Raw genomic sequence first — 24,457 nt, 5'->3', positions numbered from 1 at the left:
TCATCCGAACCTGCCGGTGATATATTCCTCCGTCCGTTTGTCGGACGGGTTGGTGAAGATCTTCGCGCTGCGGTCGAGCTCGACCAGGTCGCCCATCAGGAAGAAGGCGACGAAGTCGGAGATGCGGGCCGCCTGCTGCATGTTGTGGGTGACGACGACGATGGTGTACTTCTCGCCGAGGTCCTCGATCAGCTCCTCGATCTTGCCGGTGGACACCGGGTCGAGCGCGGAGCATGGCTCGTCCATCAGGAGGATCTCGGGTTCGACGGCAAGCGCCCGCGCGATGCAGAGCCGCTGCTGCTGCCCCCCGGAAAGGCTTATGCCGGGGCGCGAGAGATGGTCTTTCACCTCGTTCCAGATCGCGGCCATGCGGAGCGATTTCTCGACCTTCTCGGCGATTTCCCGCTTTCCCTTGGACGCGCCGTTGAGCTTGAGCCCCACGGCAACATTCTCGAAGATGGACATGCGGGGGAACGGGTTCGGCTGCTGGAACACCATGCCGATCTTGCGCCGCAAGGCCACGGAATCGACCCGGTCTGCGTAGATGTCGGCCCCGTCGTAGAGGATTCCGCCCGACAGGCGAAAGCCCGGCGTCAGGTCGTGCATCCGGTTGATGCAGCGGATGAAGGTGCTTTTCCCGCAGCCCGACGGACCCATGATCGAGGTGACGGTGTTGCGCCCGATGGGCATCGAGATGTTCCGGAGCACCTGGTTGTCCCCGAACCAGGCGGACAGCGATTCGATCCGGAGGATGTCCTGCTTTACGGTTTCCATTTCTTCTCCCGGGTGAAAAAACGCGCGGTCAAGCTGATGCAGAGCACGATCAGGATCAGGACGACAGCGCCGGCCCACGCCTTGTCGTGCCAGTCTTCGTAGGGCGATATCGCGTAGGTGAACACCTGGAGCGGGACGGCGGCGATCGGCCCGTCGAGCCGCGACTGCCAGAACTGGTTGCCGAGCGCGGTGAAGAGCAGCGGGGCGGTCTCGCCGACGATGCGCGCCATCGCCAGCAAAATGCCGGTGACGATGCCGGACCAGGCGGTCCGGACCGTGATATGCAGCGTCGCTTTCCAGCGCTCGATTCCCAGCGCAAGCGCCGCTTCTCGCACCGGCTGCGGGACGGTCTTCAGCATCTCCTCGGTCGTGCGGACGACGATGGGGATGAAGATCATCGCGAGCGCCGCCGCCCCCGCATACGCTGAAAAGCGCTTCATCGGCAGCACGATAAGGACGTATCCGAAGATTCCCATGATGATGGACGGGACGCCGGCCAGCGTGTCGACGCAGAATCGGACGATCGATGCGAACCGGCCGCGGCCGTATTCCGCAAGGTAGATCCCGGTCATGACCGCCACCGGGATGCCGACGGCCATGGCCAACCCGCTGATCGTCAGCGTTCCGAGGATGCCGTTGGCGATGCCTCCCCCGGGCTCGCCCACGGGGCGGGGCAGATCGGTCAGGAGCGACCACTTGAGCTCCTTCGCCCCCTTCCAGAGAAGGTCGGCGAAGATCATGAACAGCGGCAGGACGACGAGGATTGCGGCCAGGACGAACAGCGTTTTCATGGTCCGGTCGGCCAGTCGTCGGCGGAGGGCGATCGACGCGATCATGCGATCCCCCGGGAGGCCCGGGCGACGAGCCGCTTGAGGATCCAGCGGGCGGCCAGGTTGATGACAAACGTGATGAGGAAGAGGACGAGCCCGATGGCGACCAGCGCGGACAGGTAGAGGTCGCCTGTCGCCTCGGTGAACTCGTTGGCGATGACGGCGGCCATCGAGTAGCCGGGCTGGAAGATGGAGAAGAGGATGTCGGGGCGGTTTCCGATCAGCATGGTGACCGCCATCGTCTCGCCGATGGCGCGGCCGAGGCCCAGGATCGTGGCGCCGAAGATCCCGGGGATGCAATGCTGGCCGACGACGATCCGGATCATCTCCCACTGCGTGCCGCCCAGCGACAGCACCGCCTCCTTCTGGCGCTGCGGCACGGTCGCCATGACTTCGCGGCTGACCGACAGGATGAACGGGACGATCATGATGGCGAGCAGGACTCCGGCCGCGAGCATGCTCGGCCCGTAGACGGGGCCCTTGAACAGGGGGATCCAGCCGAGGAACTTCGCGACGGGCTTCATGAGGTGGTCGCGCAGCAGCGGCACCAGCACGAAGATGCCCCATAGCCCGTAAATGACGCTGGGGATGGCGGCGAGCAGCTCGGCGAGGAAGGCGACGGGGCCCTTGAGCCACGGCGGAGCGAATTCGTTGATGAAGACGGCGGCGCCGACGCTGAGTGGCACCGCGATGAGCAGGGCGATCGTCGAGGTGACGAGCGTTCCGTAGATGAAGGGGAGGGCGCCGAACGTCTCGGCCACCGGGTCCCAGGTCGTGCCGGTGAGGAAGGAGAAGCCGAACTTCTTCAGGGCGGGCAGAGACTCGTGTACGAGCAGCCCGAGGAGCAACAGCGTCAGCCCCAGGACGCAACCGGCGAACAGGGCGGTCGCCCGCTCGAAAAGGATGTCTTTCACGTTGCCGCGGCTGGCTGACATGAGCCCATTCTTTCGCGCGGGAATGAAGCGCGGATTGGCCGCGTATTAAGACCGCGTTAAGAAGCGAGGGCGGTTTTCAGCGGACCGGGGTGGAGGCCGACGGGGGAGCATCGAGTGCCCCGGGCGGAATGGAAGGGAGGCCGCCGTCGGGAGCCGTGTTCGCCTTCCCGACCACGAGGAAGAGCTTTTTCCCCTTTCCCGGGTCGAGCTCCAGGGGGTCCCACTGGAGGCCGATGAACCGCTCGTTGCTCGACAGCGGAACGTTGCCGAGGATGGGCATCTGGGGTCCCCGAAAGGTGTTGGCGTAATAGACCACAGGTTTATCCGGGCCCAGCCATTCGATGAAATTGGCGATATAAGTGTAGGCCATGCCGGGGGGATCTCCCGCGGTCTCGTTCCCCCGGTCGTACATCCCGGCCCAGGAATACGCCGACGAATCCACCAGTTCCTCGTGGCGGATCAATCGGTCCTTCACCCATCCGACGTTTCCCTTGCCCCGGCCGAAATCGCCCAGCCACGGGTCGTCCCCGTAGTTGTAGGCGACGCGCACGGAGCGCCTGCCGATGTTGGTGATCCTGATCTCGAGCCGGAAGAAGGGATCTCCGGCCGTGAAATAGGCGTATCGATCGATCCGCAGCGGGACGCCCTCGACCTCGATTTCGTGCCAGCTGGAAAGAACAAGCCGCTTGTCGCTGTAGTTAAGGATCCGGCTCCCCAGAAACTTCCAGCGGGATGGAGGGATTGCCCCCGGAGAACCGGAGGGCCCGATTCCCTCGTTGACGTTGCACCAGACGTGGAACCAGCGTGTCCCGTCGAACCAGGCCATCCCGGTGTCGTTCCCGCGGTTGACGCTTTCCGGGAGCACCGAGAGCGGCAACCCGCCCCCGACGAACAGCCCGAACACCGCCTTGCCGTCCTCGTCGATGAACCGGCTGAAATTGGTCATCAGCCGTTCTCCTCCCGGAAAGACGTTCACCACGTATCCGCTTCCGTCGGCCGCGTCCCAAACGTACTCCAGATAAGCCCGTCCATGGGGATGACGCTCCCGCTTGGAGTAAAGATCCCGGATCCGGTCGGTGTCGAAGTGGAGGAGGATGCGGCTGCCGTCCCCCAGGTAGAGGTCGTCCTTGAGCTCGAACAGGCGCCAGCCCTTGCCCTTGAGCAGGAAGAGACCCTCGTGATGTCCCTTGAAATCGAAGCGGGTCAGGAAGCAGAACGACAGGAGCAACAGGGAAACGACAATCGCCATGCGTCGGCGGAACGGCTTTTGCGGCAACAAATGACCTTTTTCTTCCGGAAGACCGGGGGTTATTAGTGTTTATTATACCGTCCCCGATCATCTGCGGTTACGCCCGCCTAAGCGATCGCGTACGGAAACAAGGCGGGGGAGAATGCCCGGACGGCACCTCCCCCGCGACGTGCAGGTTCGAACAGGACGGCAGGCGGTCAGTAGAGGCTTTTGCCGCCCGACCTGATCTCGCGCACCGTCTTGTCGACCTTCTCGGCCACCGCCTTCGGAATCGGAGCGTAGAGCAGCGGGGCGTTCATCTTCTGGCCGTCGTGCAGCGCCCACTTGAGGAAGGAGACGATCGCCTTCCCCTTGACGGCATCCTTCTGGTCCTTGTAGACGAGCAGCCAGGTCAGTCCGCAGATCGGGTAGGCGTCCTTGCCGGGCGCGTTGACCAGCGACATCCGGAAGTCGGCCGGCATCGTCTTCGCGGCGCCCGCGGCGGCGGCCGAAGTGGTCCCCAGCGAGGGAGAGACGAACTTTCCTTCCCGGTTGCGGAGTGCCGCGTCCTTCATCTTGGTCTGTTGGGCGAACGCCAACTCGACGTAGCCGATCGCCCCCGGCGTCTGCTTGACCACGCCCGCGACGCCCTCGTTGCCCTTGCCGCCGAGGCCCACCGGCCAGTTGACCGATTTGCCGTGCCCGACCGTTTTGTTCCACCCCGGGCTGACGGCGGCCAGGTAGCTGGTGAAGATATCGGTGGTGCCGGAGCCGTCGGAGCGGTGCGACACGACGATATCGATGTCGGGGAGCCTCGCTTCCTTGTTGAGCGCCGCGATCTTCGGATCGTTCCACTTGCCGATCTTCCCGAGGAAGATATCGGCCAGCACTTCGGGCGACAGCCTGAGCGCGTTCTTGACCCCTTCCATGTTGTAGACGACCGAGACGGCGCCGATCGCGGTGGGTATGTGGAAGATCGGCCCCGGCAGCTTTTTCATCTCGTCTGCGGTCATCGGAGCGTCGGTGGCGCCGAAATCGACCGTGCCCGACGTGATCTGCTTGATCCCGCCGCCGGACCCGATGGACTGGTAGTTGAACTTGACGCCCGGGTGGGCATTCGAATACTCGTAAAACCACTTGGAATAGAGCGGGTAGGGAAACGTTGCCCCGGCCCCGTTCACGGTGACCTCGCCCGCGAACGCCGTGCCGGCCATCGCCAGGCAGAGCGTGGCCAGCAACAGGCGGCCCGCCGAACCGAATCTTTTTTTCATGGATGCTTCCTCCGTTTTGATCGGCGCTTGTCGCGCGTTATGGAGGCATTATGGAAACCGCGGATGAAGGAGGGTTGAGCGGCGTGTCAAGAACGCGTCAAGAAAGGGGGGGGGGCGGTCTCCTTCCGGACGTGAACCTCGACCCGGTTGCGGCCGTTGTTCTTGGCGACGTAGAGGGCGGCGTCGGCGCACTCGATCAGTTTTTCCTTGCCGCCGACCCCGTGGCTGTAGGCGGCGACGCCGATGCTGACCGTCACCTCGGTGTTCGCCTCGATAGCGGCGCGGATCCGCTCGGCGACCTTGTACGATTCCGTCAGCCCAAGGCCCAGGCAGATGACCAGGAACTCCTCGCCCCCGAAGCGGGCGATCAGGTCGGTGTCGCGAAGTTGTTCGGACGCCGTCTTGCCGACGCTGACGAGCACCTTGTCGCCTGCGGCGTGGCCGTAGGTGTCGTTGTAGCTCTTGAATCGGTCGATGTCGAACAGCAGCACCGAGAGCGACGCGCCGCGTGTGGCTTGCGCGTAGGCCTTCTCGAAGAAGATCTCCATGTTGCGCCGGTTGGGCAGTCCGGTCAGCGGGTCGTGCAGCGAGCTGTGGCGCGTCTGCTCGTAGACGCGGGCGTTCTCGATGCCGATGGCGATCTGGCCGCCCAGCGACCGCAGCAGTTCTCCGGCCTCCCCGATGTCGGGCACGCCCGCGGGGTCGACGCAAAGGCAAAGGACGCCGACGGTGCCCGACTGCGTCTTGAGCGGTACGATGACGTGGCCGTGCGTATCGCATTCGCAGGTGACGGAATGGAGGGGGACTTCCCCGGGACCTCGGGAGAGGATGATCTCGCCGGTGCGCGCTGCAAGACCGCAGAGGCATTCCTCGCACGCCGCGAGGCTGGGAGGGGGAGGGTTGTCTTCGGCCTTGAGCGGGAAGCAGTCCGTGAATCGTCCGTTCTCGACGTTGAAGATCCGGCCGCGCGTCTCGAAGCCGAACAGCTTCAGCTCGGAAATGGCTTCCAACACGCCGACGCACATCTCGCGCGGGTCGCGGGCGACGCTGATCACGGTGGTGATCTTGTAGAGCACCGAGAGCGCACGGTGACGCTCGACCAGCGCCTCTTCGGCGCGCCGGAGGTTCTCGAGCACCGCCTCGACGCGCTGCCGCTGATAGGTCTCGGATTCGAGCGCCTTGGTCCGCTCGGTCACGGCGCGCTCGAGCTTGTCGTTCATGTTCCGAAGCTCGTCGTGCGCCCGGCGCAGCTCCCCGTTCTTCTTGATGGTGGACTCGTAGGTCGCCAGCAACAGGTCGAGGATCCGGCGCCGCTCGGTGTGGATCGCATAACGCTTGTGGTTGTAGACGATCTCGTTGCTGTCGGGGTTATCGTCGGACGACTTGCGCCGGGCCAGGATACCCTGGATCCGTTCGACGAGGAATCGTTCGTCGTAGGGCTTGGTGATGAAATAGTCGGCGCCGCTCTCGAGCGCCCGGAGCACCTCGTCGGTCTCGGATAGCGACGTCAGCAGCACGATGCGGATGCTGTCGAGGCCGGAATCGCTCCGGATTGCTGCGCACAGTTCGTAGCCGTCCATCTCGGGCATGACGATGTCGCTGATGACGATGTCGGGCTTGCGCAGCCGGATCGCTTCGATCGCGATGCGTCCGTTCAGGGCGACGTCGGTCTGGAACCCGTGCTTGAAGAGCAGGAACTGGAGTTGCTCGGCCTGCGTCGGGCTGTCCTCGACGATGAGGATCGTCGCGGGTGCGTCCTGTTCCGGTTCCGGTGTCATCGCGTTCGAGTGCCTTTCTTCCCGGGCGCCCGGGTCGTCGTTCGGCAACGTTACGGGATGGACTGCTTCCGCAGCAGGCCGTCGCCGCATTCGGCGCAGAACTCGTGGGTGAAGGAGAGCCCGGCCACCCGCCGGAAATACTCTTCGACCGGAACCCAATCTCCGCGGTCGTCCTGCACCTTCTTGCAACGTGCGCAGATCCGGATGGTCTCGTCGAGCGACTTCCGGGACACCCGGCTTTTCAACAACTCTCCGTAACTTCGCGCGAGCGCTTCGTGTTTCCTGCGCCCCTCGTCGATGGCGGACACCAGCAGGTCGAATATCCGGCTTCTCGACAACTCCCCATTTTGCAGAAATTCGTCGATGCGTTCCAGCAACACTTCGGGGGAAAACGGCTTGCAGAGAAAGCTGTCGGCGCCGGACTCGATGCCGCGTGCGATGTCGCCCGGCTCGGAAAGCGTCGTCAGGAGGATGACGGGAATCCCGGCCGTCGCGGGATCGGCCTTCAGGACGCGGCACAGGCCGTGGCCGTCGAGGCCGGGCATCATGATGTCGCTGACGACGAGCGTCGGCGCCGATTCCCGGATGAGTGCAAGCGCACGGTTCCCGTCGAGGGCGTTCCGGACGCCGTATCCGGCCTCCTCGAGCGCGTGCCGGATCAGGGCGGCCTGCGTCCGGCTGTCCTCGACGAGCAGGATATCGACCGGGGGCGTCGTCATTCGGCCGCCAGCGCGGAAAGCTTTCTCGGAATCGCCTCGGGCGTGAGCTCGAAGGTCGACGACCCCATCCGGATCGCTTCGCCCGGCATGCCCGGCACGACGCAGCTGCCGCGCTCCTGGGCGATGGTGACGCCACCCGCTTCCCGGATCAGCCCAAGCTCGCGCGCGCCGTCCGCGCCCATTCCGGTCAGGATCACGCCGATGGCATGGTCGCCGTGGACCCGGGCGACCGATTCGAAAAGGTGGGCTACCGCAGGGCGCAGCCCGTGGATCGCCTCCCGCGTACCGTCGAGGACGATGGTCCCGGTCGTCGAAACGCCCATGTGCTGGTCGTCGGGGGCGACGTAGACCATGCCCGCCTCGGGCAGCTCCCCGTGCCGCGCCATGCGGGTCGGCATCCCCGTCGACTTGCGCAGCCAGGCGGCATACCCTTCGGTGAAGCCGGCCGAGATGTGCTGGACGAGCAGGATCGGCAACGGGAAATCGGGCCCGAGCCCCGCCAGGATCGATTCGACCACGGCGGGTCCGCCGGTCGACGCGCCGATCGCCACGATCCGGTAGCGTCCCGTGCCCTGGGCTATCCGCGGGGGGCGGGTCCGTTGCGGGACGACGATGCCCGCCCGTGCGGAGGATTCGGTGGAGGGGGCGGCGGGACGCGCGGAGCCCGTGTGCCGGCGGACGACCTTGACCTCGGCGATGGCGCGCACGGTGCGGATCAGCTCTTTCGACCGCCGCTCGTAGTCGGGGTGCCCCGGTCCCGGGGGCTTGGCGAGCACCGCCAGCGCGCCCTCGACCATCATCCGGAACGGGTTCGAATTCCCGGAGGAGGGCACGACGAGCGAGCTGATGATGGCGATCGGAAGCGGTCGGGTCTCCATGATGCGCCGGGTCGTCTCGAAGCCGTTCATCCCGCCCGGAAGGTTGATGTCCATCGTAACGACGTCGACGGACAGGGTGGCCAGCTTCTTGATCGCCTCGGCGCCGTTGGATGCGATCCCGGCGATCCGGATCTCGGGGTCGGTCGTGAGGATGTAGCTGATGAGTTGCGCGGCGGAGGGGGAATCCTCCACGATCAGGACGTCGATCATCGTTTAAGCCATTCTCCTTATCGCGGACAGCAGGTCGCCCTGGTCGAAACTGCTCTTCACTATATATGCGTTGGCGCCGGCTTCGACCCCTTTTTTGCGGTCGTCGGCCGATTCGAGGCCGGTCACGAGAATGACCGGCAGGTCTGCGAATTCCTTCCTGGCGCGGATCTTCCCGGTAAGCTCGAGCCCGTCCATGCGCGGCATCTGGACGTCGGATACGACCAGGTCGAAGCTCCTGGACTGGAGCGCCGTGAACCCGTCGATTCCGTCGATCGCGGTGACGACGGCGTACCCGGCCGATTCGAGGATGTTCTTGAGCAGCGTCCGGGCGGTAATGGAGTCCTCGACGACCAGGACGGACTTCCGTTTTCGGGTTCGGGTCGCTGGCGCCGAGGGAACCTGGTCGATCCGCCCTGCGAGGAGCACGGCGGATTTGAGCAGGTCGGAGACGTTGAGCACCAGGACGACCCGCCCGGAGGCGAGCACCGTCGCTCCGGAGACGTTCCGGACGCGGGACAGTTGCTTCCCGAGGCTCTTGAGGATGATCTCCTCCTCGCTCAGCACCTCGTCGACCTTGAACGCGATGCGGGCGTTCCCGGTTCCCAGCACGAGCAACTGGACCGTCCTCGCCTCGTCGCTGCCCGGCTCCTCGGGCACGCCGAGGATGGCGCCCAGTCGCACGAGCGAAGCGGGCTTCCCATGGAGCTCGATGGTCTCGACATTCTCGACCCGCTTCACGCGCTCGGACGGGAGGCTCAGGGCGCGCCCCACGTTGGTCGTCGGGATCGCGAAGATGCGCGTGCCCACCCGCACGAGCGTACCGCGGAAGGTGGCCATCGTCATCGGGATGAGGATCCGGAAGGTGGTGCCCGAGTCGCTGTGGGTCTCGACCTCGACCGTGCCCCCGAGCTTGTCGATCTTCTCGCGGACGATCGCGAGCCCAAGCCCCCGGCCGGAAAGGGTGGTGATCTTGGACGCCGTCGAAAAGCCGGAGCGGAAGATGAGGCCCACCGACTCGTCCGTCGTCATCCGTGAGGATTCCTCGGCTGTAATGATCCCCTTGGCGACGGCTGAATTCCGGACCCGCTCGGGATCGATCCCGCCGCCGTCGTCGAACGTCAGGATCTCGATCTTGCCGCCGTCGGTCCGCGACACCGAGATCGAAAGTTTGCCGCGGGGCGACTTGCGCTTGCGCTCCCGCTCCTTGGGCGACTCGATCCCGTGGTCGACGCAGTTCCGGATGATGTGCAGCAGCGGGTCCTTGACCTCCTGCAGGATCCGGTTGTCGACCTCGATGGTTCCGCCGCTGATCCGGAAATCGATGTCCTTTCCCTGCTCGCGGGCCAGGTCGCGCACCACCTTGGGAAACAGGTCGAGGAGCGAAGCGCAGGGAAACATGAGGACGTCCTTGACGTCCTCGAACAAGGAATCGACCATCGAGGCCACGGTGCGGACGTCGTCGCCGAATCCCTTCTTCATGAGCGTCAGGCGCCCCGGGATATCTTTCACCGCCGATGCATGGTTTTCGAGGAAGGCGCGAAGCAGGCGTGCATCGCGGTCTTCGTCGGGGGCGGCTTCTTCGCCCCCTCCGTCGGTGGCGGCCATCTTCCGCAGGACCGGGAGGACGCGTTGCCAGCCATCGGACCACCGGCCGACCTCGTCGCGCAGTTGGCGCAATTCGGCCACGTGCCGCTGTGAGATCAGTTTGAGCGCTATAAGCTCCTCGACCTGCAGCAGCAGCGCATCGAGCTTGTGCTTGGGGATCCGGATCGTGTCGGCGCCGGGGACCACCGGGCCTGCGGCCGGTGCTGCCGCGGGAGGCGGAAGCCGGTCTTCGGATCGGCGGCGGGGCGCCCGTGCGGGTTCCTGGAGGGGACCTGACGGCGTATCTGCGGACGGAACGGGCGGAGATGCGCCGGTTTCCCCGCGCGAAGCCGCCCCGAGCCGGTCGCGGAGGGCGAGCCGCTTCTGCCGTTCGGCCGGCCCCTCCTCGCCGCTTCCCTGCAGCAGCCCGTTGACCGTGTCGAGCGATTCGAGGAGGAGGTCGCACAGGGCGGGCGACAACGTCACCTCCTCGCGCTTGACGACCGCGAGCAGCCCTTCCATCGACTGGCACATGAGCTCGATCTCGGTCAGGTTGACCGAGCGCGCGGCGCCCTTGAGACTGTGCGCCTCCCGATAGACCATCTCGACGAGCTCGCGCCGCCGCGGGACGGGTGGCGACTGCTCGAGTTCCATCAGGCCGGCGCTCATGGCGGAGGTGTGCTCCTCCGCCTCGATCCGGAAGGTGGCCAGCAGCCGCTGGAGGAACTCTTCTTCCCGGGTGCTCACGCGCGCGTCATTCTCCCTGGATTTTGAATCGCCCGATGACCTGCTTGAGCCGGATGCCAAGCTCATGCAAATTCATCGAGGAACTTTCGGCATGCCGGATGCTGGCGGCGATCTGCTCGCTGGCGCGCTTGATGTTGTCCATCGCCAGCGCGACCTGGTCGATCCCGACGACCTGCTCGTTCGTCGACGCCACGATTTGCGTCGTGGCGAGCGCGGATTCGGATACGGCCTCGGACATCGTCTTGATCGAGTCGCCGGCCTGGTGGGACTGCATCACCCCGGCGTCGACCGCCTTGCTGCCCTGCTCGGTCGCCATGACCGCCCCCGAGATCGCCTTCTGGATGTCGTTGAGGATCGCGCGCACCTGGGAGGTCGCCTCCTTGGACTGTTCCGCCAGGTTGCGCACCTCCTGGGCCACGACCGCGAAGCCCTTCCCCTGCTCGCCCGCCTTGGCGGCCTCGATGGAGGCGTTGACCGCGAGCAGGTTCGACTGGTTGGCGATGTCGTTGACGCTGGCGATGATGGCGCCGATCGTCTGGCTCTGCTCGGAGAGCTTGACGATGCTGTCGGCGATCGATTCCATCTGCTCGCGGATCTGGTTCATCCGGATGACGGACTCGTTCACCGCCGCCCGTCCGTTCTGGGAGACGGCCGCGGCGTTCTGGGCGCTCTCGGAGACGTAATCGGCCTTCTGGCTGACCAGCCGCACGGTCTGCTTGACCTCGGAGATGGTGGTCGAGGTCTCGCTGACCGCGGTGGCCGTCTCGGAGGAGCTTGCGGCGAGCTGCGTGGTGAGCGCGAGGATCTCGTTGGAGGAAGACGCCATGACGTCGGCCGCGTCGGTCAGGTCGGAGATCATCCGCCGCAGGTTCTCTAGCATCGTGAGGAAGGCGTTCCCGAGCATGTCGCGGTCGGAGCGGGGGAACACGCGGACCGTCAGGTTGTTCGTGGCGATGTTCCCGGCGACGAGCGACATTTCCTCAAGATAGGCGGTCATCTTCTCGAACGCCTTGGCGAGCGTGCCCACCTCGTCTTCCCGGTTGTATTTACTGACCGCGATCGTGAGATCGCCGTCGGAGATCCGCTCGGCGGTCTTGGTGATGTCGCGCAGCGGTTTCGCGATGTGGTGCGTGAGCGAGAGGCTGACGACGGTGAACAGGACGGAGCAGATCAGGCAGGCGATGACGAGGGTCGTCTTGGTGCTGTCGGCCAGCTGGTGGTGGGCGTAAAGCTGTTCTTCCGCGCTCTTCTGCAGGACGCGGCCGATCTCGGCCGATAATCTGCGGATCTCGCCTCCGAGCAGGATCTCGGCCTTGCGCCCCTCGGGCTGCGCCTTCCCCCGGTCGACCGCCGCGCGCCGGGCGCCGACGTCGTCGCCGATCTGCGCCAGCCGCTTGGCGATCAGGTCGCTCATCTTGGCGAAGAGCTGCCGGGCCTCGGCGTTCCGGATCGCGGTCCCGGATTCGCGAAGGCGTTCGGAGACCCTTCCCGACGCGGCCGTACCGGCGTCGAGGAACTGACGCTCGCCGGTGGCCAGGTAGCCGTCGGCGTTCGCGGACGCTTCGTCGAGGTCGGCGACGACCGACGCGACGAACAGCCGGTCGCGGGAGGTCGCATCGATCTCCCCGGCCTTCAGGATCAGCCGGTGGATGCTGATGTAGGGATCGACGCTCAGCGCCATGATCAGCAGGTTGGCGAAGATGAACCCGGCCGCGAGCTTGACCCCGATGTTGAACCTGAAATCTATGTTCATGAATGTTCGCCCTCCTGAGGCGTTCGTTTCGATGTCATCCGGTGAAGTCGTCGTGGACCATGAGGCCCGGGTCGGCCAGCATCCGGTCGGCGTCGAGCACGGCCAGCCGGTCGGCGGTGATCCCCTTGAGATATTCGGCGCGCACGCCGCTGAGCGTCGGCAATGTGGCCTGCAGGTCGGCGGAGGCGATGCGGGAGACGCCTGCGATCTCGTCGGCCAGCAGCGCGAATTCCATGTCGGAAGCGTGGAGGATCAGCACCCGGAATTCCTCCGCCGCCTCCCGCCCGGGGAGGCCGAAGAAGCCGCGGATGTCGACGACCGAGATGATCTTCCCGCGCACGTTGATGATGCCGACCACGAACGGGGGCGTGCCCGGGACCGAGGTCAGCGCCCTGGCCTGGAACACCTCCCGGACGCGGGACGTTTCGACCGCGTATCGCTCGGCGTCCAGCCGGAACTCGACGACCTCGATCATCCCCTGGAGGGGCCGCGCATCGACGGGCGGTTCGGCGAGCCGGCGCGCCCGTTTATCGAGCAATTGCTGGCGGGTCAATCCGATCGCGTCGGTCGCCCGACGCCGATAACCGGGTTTCTCGGTCATTCCTCACCTTCCCCGCGCCCGGGAGACGCCTCCGGCGCGATGGATCGGATCATGGCCGCGAGTCCCCCGACGGTCGTGCCGCCGGATTCGCGGAGGATCTCGTCGGCCGGGTATCGGGCGAGGATCGCGAGTGCGTTCGAAAAATACCGCGAAGCTTCGGGCCGGTGGCCGGAGCCGTGCAAGAGGTGCCCGAGCGAGATGTGGGGCGCGACGAAGTCGGAGTCGAGGTAGATCGCGCGCCGGAACTCGCGGGCCGCCGCCGTCGGGTCTCCTTTTTCCTGCAGGATGACGCCGTAAAGATAATACGCCGCGGGATTCATCGGGTCGGCTTCGAGCGCCGCGCGGCAATGGATCGCCGCTTCATCGAATCGGCCCGCGTCGGCGCTCCGGCGCGCGGCGGACAGGGGATCGGCCAGCGGCGGGACCGGGGACACCGGGATGCGGAGGGCTTCGGCTTTAGGGCGCGGAGCGCGCAAGGCGTTGGCCGGCGGCCGTCCGGTCGGCGGCGGGGCCGACCGGGGCCTGGAAGCCGCCGGTTTCCCGGAAAGAGGTTTCCGGAAGTAAAACGCCTTGCCGTGTTCGATCCGCTCGAACCCCTCGAATTGCGCCAGGGAGAGCTCGTTGGCGCTGACGACGAAAAAACCGCCGGGCACGAGCGAGGCCAGGAGGCCGCTGAGGACGTGCTCGATGCGCTCGGGGGAAAAATACATCAGGACGTTCCGGCAGAACACGAGGTCGATGTTGTCGGTGCCGTTCCAAGAAGCGGGATAGGGTTCGGTGCCCAGGTTGAGTCGTTCGAAGCGGACGAGGCGGCGCACCTCCGGCACGACGGACCAGGCCCCCTCGCCGGCCGGGCGGAAGAAGCCGTTTTTGACCCATGCGGGGGTGCCCCGGAAGGACCAGGCGGTGTAAACCCCGCTCTGCGCCTTCAGAAGCGACTCGGTGTTGAGGTCGGTCGCCAGCACCGAGACATCCCACGCCTCGATGTCGGCGATCGAACGGATCAGCAGCATCGCCAGCGTGTACGCTTCCTCGCCCGTCGAGCAGCCGGCGCTCCAGACCCGGATCTTCCGGGAGCCGCCCCGCCGCTCCCGGAGGAGCTGGGGGATAACCTGCTTCTCGATCCCGTCGAGCATATCCGGTTCCCGGAAGAAATAGGTCTCGCCGATGGTGAGGTGGTCGAGCAGCACGGTCGTCCAGTCGGAAGGGGCGGAAGGTGAAAGGAAGCGCTCGGCCAGCTCGCGCGCGCCGGCAAGACCCAGCGTGTCGGATGCCTCGGCGAGCCCCTTGCGCAGATCGGGCCATTTGTCGGGGGGGAACGCGAGCCCGGATCGCCGTTCGATGGCCCGGCTGACGCCCTCCAGCAGCGTGGCGGACAGGTCACCCGGCATCGGAGGAATCCCCCAGGGCGCGGTCGAGCTGGTCCTGCTCGTCGATCGACAGCACCCGGTCGAGGTCGTGGATCAGCACCAGATCGTCGCCGATCTGCACCACGCCCTGCACGAATTCGAGGCCGGGAACGACGTCGTTCCCGATGACGTAGCCGCCTTCGGGGCTCTCGACCACGCCGAAGGCCGTGTCGACGAAAAAGGCGAGGGAGCGTCGGGCGGTGTGCGCGATGACCATGCCGTCGTCGAGCCGGACCGTCCGGGGAGGGATTCCGAGCCGCCGGCGCAGGTCGACGACGGGGATGATCGTCCCGTGGACGTTGACGACGCCCAGGACGGCCTCGGGTCCGTCGGACAGCGGCGTGACCGCAACGGCCTGGACGACCCGCTCGACGCACGGGAGCTCGAGCGCAAAACGCCGGCCTTCGATGGAGAACAGGAAAAGGGGCTCCATCTAGTCTCTATCGGCATGAGGGGGAAATTTCTTTATCGTAAACGGGGACTTTCTCTCGGCCCGGGTCATCCCGCCGGAATCCGGATCCGGAAGCGCGTGCCGACCCCGACCTGGCTCTCGACCGAGACGGCGCCCCCGTGCGATTCGACGATGTGCTTCACGATCGAGAGCCCGAGGCCCGTGCCCCCCAACTGGCGAGAACGCCCCTTCTCGACCCGGTAGAACCGCTCGAAGATGCGCGGGAGATGCTCGGGGGCGATGCCGGGCCCGTCGTCGGCGACCTCGAACAGGCACTCATGCCCCGAGAGCTCTCCGCTCAACGAGATTGTCCCCTCGGGCCGGCCGTACTTGACGGCGTTCTCGAGCAGGTTGGACAGCGCCACGGACAATTTCCGGAAATCGGCCCGGAGCGGGGCGTCGGCGCCGGAGACGACCAGGGTGACCCCCGCCCGATCGATCGCCGGGCGCATCGGGGCGACCACGCTCTCGAGGAATGCCACGATCGGCAGCTCCTCGATCATCAGCGGGATGCTGCCCGATTCGGCCCGCGACAGCTCGAGCAGGTCGCCGACGAGCAGTTCCATCCGCAGGGCGTTCGCGTGGGCGGTGTCGAGGAAGGAAGTATTCACCGGCTGCCCCTCCCGCAGGGCGTCCTGAACCGCCTCCAGGTAGCCCCGGATGTTGGTGAGCGGCGTCCGCAGCTCGTGCGAGGCGTTCGAGACGAACTCGCTCTTGATCTGTGCCAGCCGTTTTTCCTCGGTGATGTCGCGCAGCGTCAGCAGCAGGTCCCGGATCTCGTCGTCCCGGTAGGAGACGGAGGTGCCGGTTACCCGGAGCGTGCGTGCCTTGCCGTCCCGGGAGGCGAGCGTGATGTCCCGGGCATGCAATGCGGTGCCGCGTTGCAGCGCGTCGAGGCACGAAAGCAGCTCGGGGCTTCGGATGATATCGGTATACGGGTGGCCCGCGACTTCTCCCGTGATCCCGAGCAGGGCGATCGCCTCCCGGTTGACCATCCGGACCGATCGGTCTTGCCCGATGACGAGGACGCCTTCGGAGAGGTTTTCCAGCAGCGTCGCCAGGCGGGCCTTCCCCGCGTCGAGCTGCAGGATCGTCTGCTCGAGCCGGTCGGCCATGGCGTTGAGTCCGTCGGCCATCTCCTCGAGCTCGTCGCCCGTATCGACCGACACGCGTTGCGCCAGATTTCCTCCTGCGAACGCGCCGACGGCCGCGCGCATCGTGTCGAGGGGGCCGGTGACCTGCCGGGCCCGCACCGCGGTGCCCGCCAGCATGACCAGCAGGGCGGCGAAGCCGGTCGCCAGCGTGTAGTTGCGGATGTGGGCGAGTCCCGTCTCCATGCCGGCGAGACGCAGGGAGACCCGGGCGACCCCGACGATCTTCCCGGCGGCCCGGATGGAAACCGCCGCGTAGTGCTCGTCGGTCTTCTCCGTGATGCTTCGGCGGGAGGCGTAGCCGACCGTCCCCGAAAGCGCCTCGCGGATCTCCTCGCGGTCCCCGTGGTTCTCCATGTCGGGGACGCCGGCGGCGCCGATGGCGGAATCGGCGATCACCACGCCGTCGGGGCGGACGACCGTCATCCGGAGATCGAGCCCCCGCCCCAGCCGGTCCACCTCGGCGGCGATCCGGGCCGGATCGGCGGGGACCGACTCGATCATCGGACGCACCGATTCGGAAAGCACCCGGGCCTGGCGCAAAAGCTGCCGGTCGGTTTCCTCAAGGGCGAACCTGCGGAACTGGAGGTAGCCGGCCGTGCCGGCGATGCCGAGGGCGGCGGCCGTGATGACGAAATAGGTCAGGAAGAACTTGAAGGCGAGCGAGGAGCGTCGCGGCACGTCGGGATCAGTCCTCCCTCAGCTTGTAGCCCACGTCCTTGACGGTCTCGATGGCTTTCACGAGCAGGGGGATCTTCTGGCGGAGCTTGGCCACATGGACGTCGACGGTCCGGTCGGTGACGTAGGTGTCTCCTCCCCAGACTTTTTGCAGGATCGCTTCGCGCGACAGCACGCGCCCGACGGCGCCGAGCAGCGCCTCGAGGATGCGGAATTCCTTGGTGGTGAGGGAGACAGGAAGGCCGTCGTCCCGGACCTCGTGGCGCGCCAGGTCCATCCGGAGACCGCGGTAGGCGTAGACCTTGTCGGCCAGCAGATCGGGCGGCGGCCCGCCGCTCCGGCGAAAGATCGCCTTGATGCGCGCGACCACCTCGCGCGGGCTGAACGGTTTGAGGATGTAGTCGTCGGCGCCCAGCTCGAGGCCGACGACCCGGTCGGTCTCGTCGCCCTTGGCGGTGAGCATGAGCAGCGGCGTGCGGGCGACGGCGGGATCGGCGCGGACGATCCGGAGCAGCTCGAGGCCGTCCATCTTCGGCAGCATGATATCGAGGAGGATCATGTCGGGGCGCTCCGAGCGGACGAGCGCGAGCCCCGTCTCCCCGTCCGGGGCGACGATGGGCAGGAACCCTTCCTTGCGCAGGTAGTGCGCGAGGAGGTCCCGGATCTCCTGTTCATCCTCGATGATGAGGACGGTCTTGGCCAACGGTTCCTCCGACGGCAGCGGTTCACACATTATATTCATAAATATCGCGCGATAATCGATTCCGTGCCCGGATCGCGGCAGACCAAGGGAGGCGCCATGCAACGGATCGTCCTGATTGCGCACGACGCGAAGAAGAAAGACATGATCGAGTGGGTGGAGTACAACCGGAAACCGCTCTCGACGCGTGAGCTTTGGGCCACGAAATCGACAGGCGAGGAGATTATCCGGGAAGTCGGGCTCCCCGTGAACCTGCTGATGCACGGGCCGGAAGGGGGCGACGCGCAGGTCGGTGCGATGATCGCCGAGCACAAGGTCGACTTCCTGGTCTTCCTGTGGGACCCGCTGGCGCCGCAGCCGCACGACGTGGACGTGAAGGCGCTGCTTCGGCTGGCGGTGCTGCACAACCTGCCCTCCGCCTGCAACCGGCGCACCGCCGATTTCCTCATCTCGTCGCCGCTGTTCAATGGGCGGCGCGCCCATGAGGGCCACGCGTAGCTTCCGGAACGATGCCCTTCTGCGCGGCATCGAAGAGAGACGGGAGGCCATGCCATGGAAGCGATCGACCTGAGCATCCTGTACGAGGAAACGGACGAGTTACCGACGGGCCTTTGCTGCGGGTGTGGAATCCCGATCGAATACGACGCCGAAACGGCGATCGAGGGCCAGGCCGGCTACTGCCGGGCGTGCGAGGAGTCGGACGTCTACCCCGCGTGAAGGGTATCCGTTCCCGGCGTTATTTGGGTTTCCGTTTGCCCGGAGCGCACCCGGGGCCGCACGGGCCGATTTTCATCTGCCCGGCGATCACCCCTTCGGGCCCGAGTTCCCTTGCGAGCGCCATGCGCTTCCGGTCGGCGGCGATGACGGGATCATCGTCCAGCCATTTCCGGAGCGACTTGAGCACCTTGGCCGCGAACGGATTCTCCTGCTCCCGGTCGAGCGTGTAATAGATCCACTTCTTGTCCTTCCGGTCGCGGACGAAGCCTGCCGCCCGCAGGAGGAAGAGGTGCTTCGACACGGTCGACTGGCTCAAGGACAGGACGGCGATGATCTGGCAGACGCACATCTCCCCGTCCTCGAGCATCTTCAGGATGCGGACGCGGGTCGGGTCGGCGGCGGCCTTCATGGCCGTTTCATATGCGCGCAAGCTCATGGTCCACTCCTCGCGGAATCCGTCTCTTCCATTACGATAACCCGGACGGCCATGGGCGACAAGCGCTGCTCACGTCGTATCGCCAAATGACGAATTGACATCGGCCCGGCTATGAAGGACCATGGCCGTAGCCTGAGGTCACGGGGGGATATCATTTGGTCTTTTTACGACGCTGGGCGTTCCTGCTTCTTTTGCCCTTCATCCTTGTCGCGGCTTCGGTCACCGGATCCTTTTCGGCCGAGACCGAAAGAAGGGACCCCGCGGCCATCGCCCGCGAAGATCACAAGCCGGTCGTCGCCGACTTCGGCCTGGGCTTCTGCAGGCAGTGCAAGCAACAGACGGCAACGCTGAAGGAGGTCGAGGCGGCCTACGGCGACCGGGTTGCCGTCCGGTGGGTCCACGTGAATCTCGAGGGCGCGCTGGTCGAACGGTACCAGGTCGAGATGATCCCGCTGCTGGTATTCTTCGACGCGACGGGCAAGGAGGCATTCCGCAAGGTCGGCCCGCTGCCCTACAAGGAAATACGCGACCAGCTCGCCCGGATGGGCATCAAGGAGAAGCGGAAATGAAGAAACTGCTCGTCTACGGAACCGGATGCCCAAAGTGCAAGAAACTCGCGGAAGCGGCAGAGTCCGCCGCGAAGCAGGGAAGCATCCCCTATACGCTCGACAAGGTCACCGACATCGCAGAAATCGTCAAGGCCGGCGTGATGCTGACGCCCGCGCTGTCCGTCGACGGCGTGATCAAGGTGTCCGGGCGCATTCCGGATGCGGCAGAGCTGGCCGCCATCCTGGCGGGCTGACGCCATGAACCCGAGGAAAGCCCTGACCGTGCTGCTGCTTCTCTTCGTCGCCGCAGGAATCGCATGGGTCGGCGTCCGGGCGTCCCGCAAGGCCGCCCCGCCCGATGCGCCCGTTTCCGCCGGAAACAAGGCGGCTGCCGGCGCGACGATCGCGAACCGGGTCGTCGTCTATTATTTCCACGGCCGCGTCCGCTGCGTCTCCTGCAACAGGATCGAGGCGCTTTCGAATAAGACCATCGAGGAAGCATTCGCCGCCGATCTTTCGGCGGGGCGGATTGCCCAGGTCGTGATCGACGTCGACCAGCCGGGCAATGCGCACTACGTCAAGGACTACGCCCTGACCGGCTCCGCGGTCGTCTTGGTCGACGGCCGCGCCGGCGCGGGCGGCCGCTGGAAGAATCTCGATCAGGTCTGGACCTTGCTCGACGACGCGCCGGCGTTCTCGAAATACATCCGCGAAAACGTTTCCGGCTTCCTCGCCGGCGCAGGAAAATGATGGACGGCTATGCCCTTGGCGCGGGAACGGCGTTGTGGCTGGGGGTCCTGACCGCCATCAGCCCCTGTCCGCTGACCACCAATATCGCCGCCGTCTCCTTCATCGGGCGTCAATATTCCCACCCGTTGCGGGTCACGCTCGCGGGGCTCGCCTACGTCGCCGGTCGGGTGGCGACCTACGTCGCGCTCGGCGTGCTTCTCGCCGGAGGACTGCTTTCGGCCCCGTCGCTTTCCACGTTCCTGCAACGCTGGATGAACGCGATCCTGGGACCGATTCTCATCCTCGTCGGGATGCTGCTGCTCGGGCTGCTGGCGTTCGAGGCCGGCTCGGGCAGCGCGCGGGGCGCGCGCCTCAAGGAATGGGCGGCGCAGGGGGGCGTGCCGGGTGCGTTCCTGCTGGGGGCGCTGTTCGCGCTCTCCTTCTGCCCGATCTCGGGTGCCCTGTTCCTGGGCAGCCTGGTTCCGCTGGCAGTCACGCACAACGCACCGGTGCTCTTCCCGCTGCTTTATGGCGTGGGCACAGGCGCCCCGGCGGCGCTGTTCGCGTTGCTCATCGCGATGGGCGCGAAGTCGGTCGGGTCGCTCTTCGACAAGGTCGGGAGGGCCGAAGGCGTGGCGCGCAAGGTTACCGGCGCCGTCTTCATCGCCGCGGGCGTCTTTTTCACGTTGCGCTACACGTTCGAGCTGTTCTGAATCCGGTTCGAATTTGTTCAGGAAGATGCCAGCAGATAGAATCCCGCCGCCAGGAGGATGCCCCCGGAAATCCGGCGGATTGCCGTTTCCGCGTTCCGGTCCGGCAGCGCCGTCTTGCCGAGGGAGACACCGAGCAATACTGCACCCATCGGGAGACTGAATCCGACCGCGAACATGGCGAGCATCAGCGCGCCCCACAGAACCTGCCCCTGCAGGACCGCCGCCCCGATCACGATGAAGATGCCGGGGTTGCAGGGCAGGGAGCAGGCAGCCAGCCCTCCTCCCAATAGCAGCCCCCCCGTCGCCGTTCCCAGCTTTCCGGACCCCTTCGCTGAATTTCCGAGGAATGCCGGCGAGAGGTCGAAGGGGAGCAGCTTCAGCGTCGCGAGACCGAAGACGATGGCAACGATGCCGGCGAACGGCTTCCAGTAGCCCCCGAGGGAGTTTTGCGCGACCTGTCCGAACAGGCCGGCCAGGGCGCCGATGATCATCAGCGACAGGATGGTTCCCGCCATGAAGGAGAGGGCGGAGATGGCCGCAGTCCGGCGGTCCTTCTCTTGCCGCGCCCCGGAGTAGCCGATGAGGATGCCCATCGCAGGCAGCGTGCAGCAGGCGCTGGCGGCGGCGCTCACCGTGCCCAGGACCAGGGCGAAGAAAAACCCGACCGGCCGGCCGGCCGAACCCTGCAGCAGGGAAACGAAATGACCGACCACGGTCATCCCCTCACTTGCGGGGGGCGGGGTTGCTCGTTTCGCAGTTGCCGCCGGACGCGGGGCAGCACAGGCCGCTTCCCGCCTTGGGACGGGCGCTGGTCGTCTTGTAGAACAGGATTGCGGCGACCGCCGCGATCACCGCGATGCAGACGGCGATCTTGAGGGTCCTGTGGCCTTTCCCACCCGGTGCCCCGCAGCAGCAACCCGGCCCGCAGTCCTGCGTGCTTTCCGTCGAGTCCGCCTCGACCGTGCCCGGGGAGGTAGTCCCTTTCTCTTCTTGTTCCATGGTCATGCTTTTCTCCTTTCGATCATCGGCTTGCGCATGCGGAGGATCCCGCCGGCGCGAACCAGCGTCTTTGTAACCAGAATGCCACATTCACGAGCCCGATCATCACCGGCACCTCGACCAGTGGTCCGATGACGGCCGCAAAAGCTGCCCCCGAGTTGATGCCGAAGACCGCCACCGCCACGGCGATGGCCAACTCGAAATTGTTGCTGGCGGCGGTGAAGGCCAGCGTGGCCGTCTTGCCGTAGTCGGCCCCCATCCTTTTTCCCATCCAGAAGGAGACGAGGAACATTACGATGAAATAGATGCAAAGCGGGATCGCGATCCGCACCACGTCCATGGGCAGTTGCACGATCAGTTTTCCCTTGAGGCTGAACATGGCCACGATCGTGAACAGCAGGGCGACCAGCGTCAGCGGGCTGATTCTGGGCACCACTTCCCGGTGATAGCGTTCCTTGCCCATGACCTTCACCCCGATCAGGCGGGTCAGGGCACCGGCGATGCAGGGGATACCGAGGTAGATGAACACGCTCTTCGCGATCTGCCCGATCCCGATATTCACTTCGACGCCCCGCAAACCCGCCAGCGGCGGGAGGATCGTGATGAAGAACCAGGCGTAGACGCTGTAGAAGAGCACCTGGAAGATGCTGTTGAAGGCGACCAGCCCCGCGGCATATTCGGTGTTCCCCTTGGCCAGCTCGTTCCAGACGATGACCATGGCGATGCAGCGCGCCAGGCCGATCAAGATCAATCCCACCAGGTAGTCCGGCTTGTCGGGCAGCAGAAGCGCGGCGAGGACGAACATCAGCACCGGACCGACCAGCCAGTTCTGCACCAGAGAAAGCCCCAGGATCTTCTTGTTCCGGAAGACCTCGGGCATGTCCTCGTACTTCACCTTGGCGAAAGGGGGGTACATCATGAGGATCAGCCCGGCTGCGATGGGGAGGTTGGTCGTGCCGACCTGGAACCCGTTGACGAAGTCCTCCATGCCCGGTATGGAATAGCCGAGCCCCACGCCCAGCGCCATGGCGGCGAAGATCCAGAACGTGAGCCAGCGGTCGAGGAAGGAAAGTTTTCCCGAGATGCCTTCGGACATGCGTCGTGCCTCCGTTTCCGTTCACGATGCGGCTTTCGTATCCATGTCATATTGACATATGACGATATGAAAAGGTAGCCTGAACCCCGGTGCGCCATTTGAGCGCCATTGGATGGGGAGGGCATGCGATGCAAAACGAAAAGGGATCGACCGTCGGATTCCCCGAGCTGTTTTCCGTCGGCGTGCTGTCGCTCATCCTCTGGTGGATGGTCTACAGGCGGCTCGCGCTCCTGTCGAAGGCGATCACATACAAACTGCTGGCGCTCGAGCCCGGGTCGCGACTCGCCTCGTCGGTCGATTTCTTCCTCTATGATACGCCCAAGGTGCTGATGCTGCTCGCGCTGGTCGTTTTCGGCGTCGGCGTCGTCCGGACGTTCTTCACCCCGGAGCGCGCCCGCCGGATCCTGTCCGGCCGGCGGGAGACGTTCGGGAACGTCGCCGCCGCGCTGCTCGGGATCGTCACGCCCTTCTGCTCCTGCTCGGCCGTGCCGCTTTTTATCGGCTTCGTCACGGCGGGCGTCCCGCTGGGCGTCACCTTTTCCTTCCTGATCTCCACCCCGATGGTCAACGAGGTCGCGCTGGTGCTGCTCTTCGGCCTGTTCGGCTGGAAGGTCGCCGCCCTCTACTTGGGCACCGGACTGCTCATCGCGATGGTCGCCGGGTGGACGATCGGCCGATTGAAGATGGAGCGGCACGTCGAGGACTGGATTTACAAGGTAGGCGGAGCCTCGGGCGAGGATGGGGACGACGACGAGATGACCTGGCGGGAGCGGGTGCGGGGCGGGCTCGACGCGGAGCGGGAGATCGTCGGCAAGGTGTGGCCCTGGGTGATATTGGGCATCGCCGTCGGCGCCGGCATCCACGGCTACGTGCCCGAGAACTTCATGGCGTCGATCATGGGGCGCGAGGCCTGGTGGTCCGTGCCGCTGGCGGTCCTCATCGGCGTCCCGATGTATTCGAACGCGGCGGGCATCATCCCTGTCGTCCAGGCGCTCCTGGGCAAGGGCGCCGCGCTCGGCACCGTGCTCGCCTTCATGATGGCGGTCATCGCGCTGTCGCTTCCCGAGATGATTATCCTGCGAAAGGTTCTGAAGCCGACGCTGATCGCAACTTTCATCGGGGTGGTGGGGACCGGTATTCTGGTGGTAGGTTACCTGTTCAACTTTCTGCTGTAGCCGGTTCGAAGCCATCGAAGGAGGAAGGCATGCTGATTCGACAGGTTGGAGAATTGACGAGGTTCGATCCGACAGGTCCCGTTCGTCACCCGGTCGCCGAAGGAACCCATTGCAAGACGGCGCTGTGGTGCCTGGAGGCGGGCCAGGAGATTCACCCGCACGTCCATGCCGGGGATCATGTCTGGACCGTCGTCGAGGGGGAAGGGTGGTTCCTGACCGAAAAAGACGCCCATCCTGTGGAGAAGGGCAGCGTGGTATTCGCCCCGGCCGGGGAGGCGCACGGGATGCGGGCCGGAACGCAACTGGCGTTCGTCTCCGTCAGCGCGGGGTGATTTCTCCCGGACGGA

The 24,457-nt window shown here is 65.6% G+C and carries 27 protein-coding genes; 8 read left to right on the top strand and 19 right to left on the bottom strand.

The genetic code is table 11. The annotated features are described in order from the left end of the window. The 15 genes from pstB to VGK27_01580 all read right to left on the bottom strand — a co-directional run bounded on the left by pstB (window position 1) and on the right by VGK27_01580 (window position 17,700). A complete protein-coding gene (gene pstB / locus VGK27_01650) occupies window positions 1-774 on the bottom strand; it encodes a phosphate ABC transporter ATP-binding protein PstB (GenBank protein ID HEY3488807.1) in 774 nt (257 codons plus the stop codon). After that, on the bottom strand, window positions 762-1,610 hold the full coding sequence (pstA, locus tag VGK27_01645; GenBank protein HEY3488806.1) for a phosphate ABC transporter permease PstA: 849 nt from the start codon (window positions 1,608-1,610) through the stop codon (window positions 762-764). The genes pstB and pstA overlap by 13 nt, the downstream gene beginning before the upstream one ends. After that, the gene (gene pstC / locus VGK27_01640; protein HEY3488805.1) at window positions 1,607-2,539 is read right to left on the bottom strand and encodes a phosphate ABC transporter permease subunit PstC; all 933 of its coding nucleotides are present in this window, start codon (window positions 2,537-2,539) and stop codon (window positions 1,607-1,609) included. The genes pstA and pstC overlap by 4 nt, the downstream gene beginning before the upstream one ends. A gap of 76 nt (window positions 2,540-2,615) precedes the next feature. Beyond that, window positions 2,616-3,788: a hypothetical protein gene (locus VGK27_01635; GenBank protein ID HEY3488804.1), complete on the bottom strand. Its 1,173-nt coding sequence runs from the start codon at window positions 3,786-3,788 to the stop codon at window positions 2,616-2,618. A 197-nt stretch (window positions 3,789-3,985) separates the two neighbouring features. Beyond that, entirely contained in the window at window positions 3,986-5,038 is a 1,053-nt protein-coding gene (gene pstS, locus VGK27_01630; protein HEY3488803.1) for a phosphate ABC transporter substrate-binding protein PstS, read from the bottom strand. 86 nt (window positions 5,039-5,124) lie between these two features. After that, window positions 5,125-6,816 (bottom strand): diguanylate cyclase, encoded by a 1,692-nt coding sequence (locus tag VGK27_01625; protein HEY3488802.1) that lies wholly within the window; start codon window positions 6,814-6,816, stop codon window positions 5,125-5,127. Window positions 6,817-6,866: 50 nt separating this feature from the next. Next, window positions 6,867-7,535, bottom strand: a complete 669-nt coding sequence (locus VGK27_01620) for a response regulator (GenBank protein HEY3488801.1) — start codon at window positions 7,533-7,535, stop codon at window positions 6,867-6,869. Further along, a complete protein-coding gene (locus VGK27_01615; GenBank protein HEY3488800.1) occupies window positions 7,532-8,623 on the bottom strand; it encodes a chemotaxis protein CheB in 1,092 nt (363 codons plus the stop codon). The genes VGK27_01620 and VGK27_01615 overlap by 4 nt, the downstream gene beginning before the upstream one ends. A 3-nt stretch (window positions 8,624-8,626) precedes the next feature. Continuing rightward, window positions 8,627-10,954 carry a response regulator gene (locus VGK27_01610; GenBank protein ID HEY3488799.1) on the bottom strand — a complete coding sequence of 776 codons (2,328 nt, stop codon included), beginning with the start codon at window positions 10,952-10,954 and terminating at the stop codon, window positions 8,627-8,629. 7 nt (window positions 10,955-10,961) lie between these two features. Then, window positions 10,962-12,707: a methyl-accepting chemotaxis protein gene (locus VGK27_01605; protein ID HEY3488798.1), complete on the bottom strand. Its 1,746-nt coding sequence runs from the start codon at window positions 12,705-12,707 to the stop codon at window positions 10,962-10,964. A gap of 34 nt (window positions 12,708-12,741) precedes the next feature. Continuing rightward, window positions 12,742-13,308, bottom strand: a complete 567-nt coding sequence (locus tag VGK27_01600) for a chemotaxis protein CheW (protein HEY3488797.1) — start codon at window positions 13,306-13,308, stop codon at window positions 12,742-12,744. Beyond that, a complete protein-coding gene (locus VGK27_01595) occupies window positions 13,305-14,699 on the bottom strand; it encodes a CheR family methyltransferase (GenBank protein HEY3488796.1) in 1,395 nt (464 codons plus the stop codon). Before VGK27_01595 ends, VGK27_01600 begins: the two co-directional genes overlap by 4 nt. After that, window positions 14,689-15,150, bottom strand: a complete 462-nt coding sequence (locus VGK27_01590) for a chemotaxis protein CheW (GenBank protein ID HEY3488795.1) — start codon at window positions 15,148-15,150, stop codon at window positions 14,689-14,691. The genes VGK27_01595 and VGK27_01590 overlap by 11 nt, the downstream gene beginning before the upstream one ends. Window positions 15,151-15,215: 65 nt before the next feature. Then, complete coding sequence (locus VGK27_01585) at window positions 15,216-17,000, bottom strand: ATP-binding protein (GenBank protein ID HEY3488794.1); 1,785 nt, start codon at window positions 16,998-17,000, stop codon at window positions 15,216-15,218. Window positions 17,001-17,007: 7 nt separating this feature from the next. After that, window positions 17,008-17,700, bottom strand: a complete 693-nt coding sequence (locus VGK27_01580; GenBank protein HEY3488793.1) for a response regulator transcription factor — start codon at window positions 17,698-17,700, stop codon at window positions 17,008-17,010. A gap of 96 nt (window positions 17,701-17,796) precedes the next feature. On the opposite strand from VGK27_01580, the gene VGK27_01575 reads away from it, so the two are divergent. Further along, a complete protein-coding gene (locus tag VGK27_01575) occupies window positions 17,797-18,195 on the top strand; it encodes a methylglyoxal synthase (GenBank protein HEY3488792.1) in 399 nt (132 codons plus the stop codon). A gap of 54 nt (window positions 18,196-18,249) precedes the next feature. Beyond that, a complete protein-coding gene (locus VGK27_01570; GenBank protein HEY3488791.1) occupies window positions 18,250-18,414 on the top strand; it encodes a hypothetical protein in 165 nt (54 codons plus the stop codon). 19 nt (window positions 18,415-18,433) lie between these two features. Here the strand turns inward: VGK27_01570 and VGK27_01565 are convergent, their stop codons facing one another. Next, window positions 18,434-18,850 carry a metalloregulator ArsR/SmtB family transcription factor gene (locus VGK27_01565; GenBank protein HEY3488790.1) on the bottom strand — a complete coding sequence of 139 codons (417 nt, stop codon included), beginning with the start codon at window positions 18,848-18,850 and terminating at the stop codon, window positions 18,434-18,436. Between the two features lie 155 nt (window positions 18,851-19,005). Between VGK27_01565 and VGK27_01560 the strand changes: the two genes are divergently transcribed. Genes VGK27_01560 through VGK27_01545 form a run of 4 tightly spaced genes read left to right on the top strand, consistent with a single transcriptional unit; the run spans window position 19,006 to window position 20,840 of the window. Then, window positions 19,006-19,419, top strand: coding sequence for a thioredoxin family protein (locus tag VGK27_01560; protein HEY3488789.1), 414 nt, complete (start codon window positions 19,006-19,008; stop codon window positions 19,417-19,419). Next, complete coding sequence (locus tag VGK27_01555) at window positions 19,416-19,652, top strand: thioredoxin family protein (GenBank protein HEY3488788.1); 237 nt, start codon at window positions 19,416-19,418, stop codon at window positions 19,650-19,652. The genes VGK27_01560 and VGK27_01555 overlap by 4 nt, the downstream gene beginning before the upstream one ends. Window positions 19,653-19,656: 4 nt before the next feature. Further along, window positions 19,657-20,148, top strand: a complete 492-nt coding sequence (locus tag VGK27_01550) for a nitrophenyl compound nitroreductase subunit ArsF family protein (protein ID HEY3488787.1) — start codon at window positions 19,657-19,659, stop codon at window positions 20,146-20,148. Then, a complete protein-coding gene (locus VGK27_01545; GenBank protein ID HEY3488786.1) occupies window positions 20,148-20,840 on the top strand; it encodes an aromatic aminobenezylarsenical efflux permease ArsG family transporter in 693 nt (230 codons plus the stop codon). Before VGK27_01550 ends, VGK27_01545 begins: the two co-directional genes overlap by 1 nt. A 17-nt stretch (window positions 20,841-20,857) precedes the next feature. Here VGK27_01545 and VGK27_01540 read toward each other — a convergent pair whose 3' ends face one another. The 3 genes from VGK27_01540 to arsB are packed head-to-tail and all read right to left on the bottom strand — an operon-like array spanning window position 20,858 to window position 22,935. Further along, window positions 20,858-21,553, bottom strand: coding sequence for a cytochrome c biogenesis protein CcdA (locus tag VGK27_01540; protein HEY3488785.1), 696 nt, complete (start codon window positions 21,551-21,553; stop codon window positions 20,858-20,860). 10 nt (window positions 21,554-21,563) lie between these two features. Continuing rightward, entirely contained in the window at window positions 21,564-21,845 is a 282-nt protein-coding gene (locus VGK27_01535) for a hypothetical protein (protein ID HEY3488784.1), read from the bottom strand. 16 nt (window positions 21,846-21,861) lie between these two features. Next, window positions 21,862-22,935 carry an ACR3 family arsenite efflux transporter gene (gene arsB / locus VGK27_01530; protein HEY3488783.1) on the bottom strand — a complete coding sequence of 358 codons (1,074 nt, stop codon included), beginning with the start codon at window positions 22,933-22,935 and terminating at the stop codon, window positions 21,862-21,864. Between the two features lie 128 nt (window positions 22,936-23,063). On the opposite strand from arsB, the gene VGK27_01525 reads away from it, so the two are divergent. Together VGK27_01525 and VGK27_01520 are read left to right on the top strand one after the other, a co-directional pair. Then, the gene (locus VGK27_01525; GenBank protein ID HEY3488782.1) at window positions 23,064-24,110 is read left to right on the top strand and encodes a permease; all 1,047 of its coding nucleotides are present in this window, start codon (window positions 23,064-23,066) and stop codon (window positions 24,108-24,110) included. A 29-nt stretch (window positions 24,111-24,139) separates the two neighbouring features. Then, complete coding sequence (locus VGK27_01520; GenBank protein ID HEY3488781.1) at window positions 24,140-24,442, top strand: cupin domain-containing protein; 303 nt, start codon at window positions 24,140-24,142, stop codon at window positions 24,440-24,442. Window positions 24,443-24,457 lie beyond the last annotated feature (15 nt).

It is taken from the genome of Candidatus Deferrimicrobiaceae bacterium (assembly GCA_036504035.1).
Classification (GTDB): domain Bacteria; phylum Desulfobacterota; class Deferrimicrobia; order Deferrimicrobiales; family Deferrimicrobiaceae; genus JANXPS01.
The sequence above is the reverse complement of the archived record's forward strand: the minus strand, read 5'-3'. Positions and strand labels throughout refer to the sequence as shown.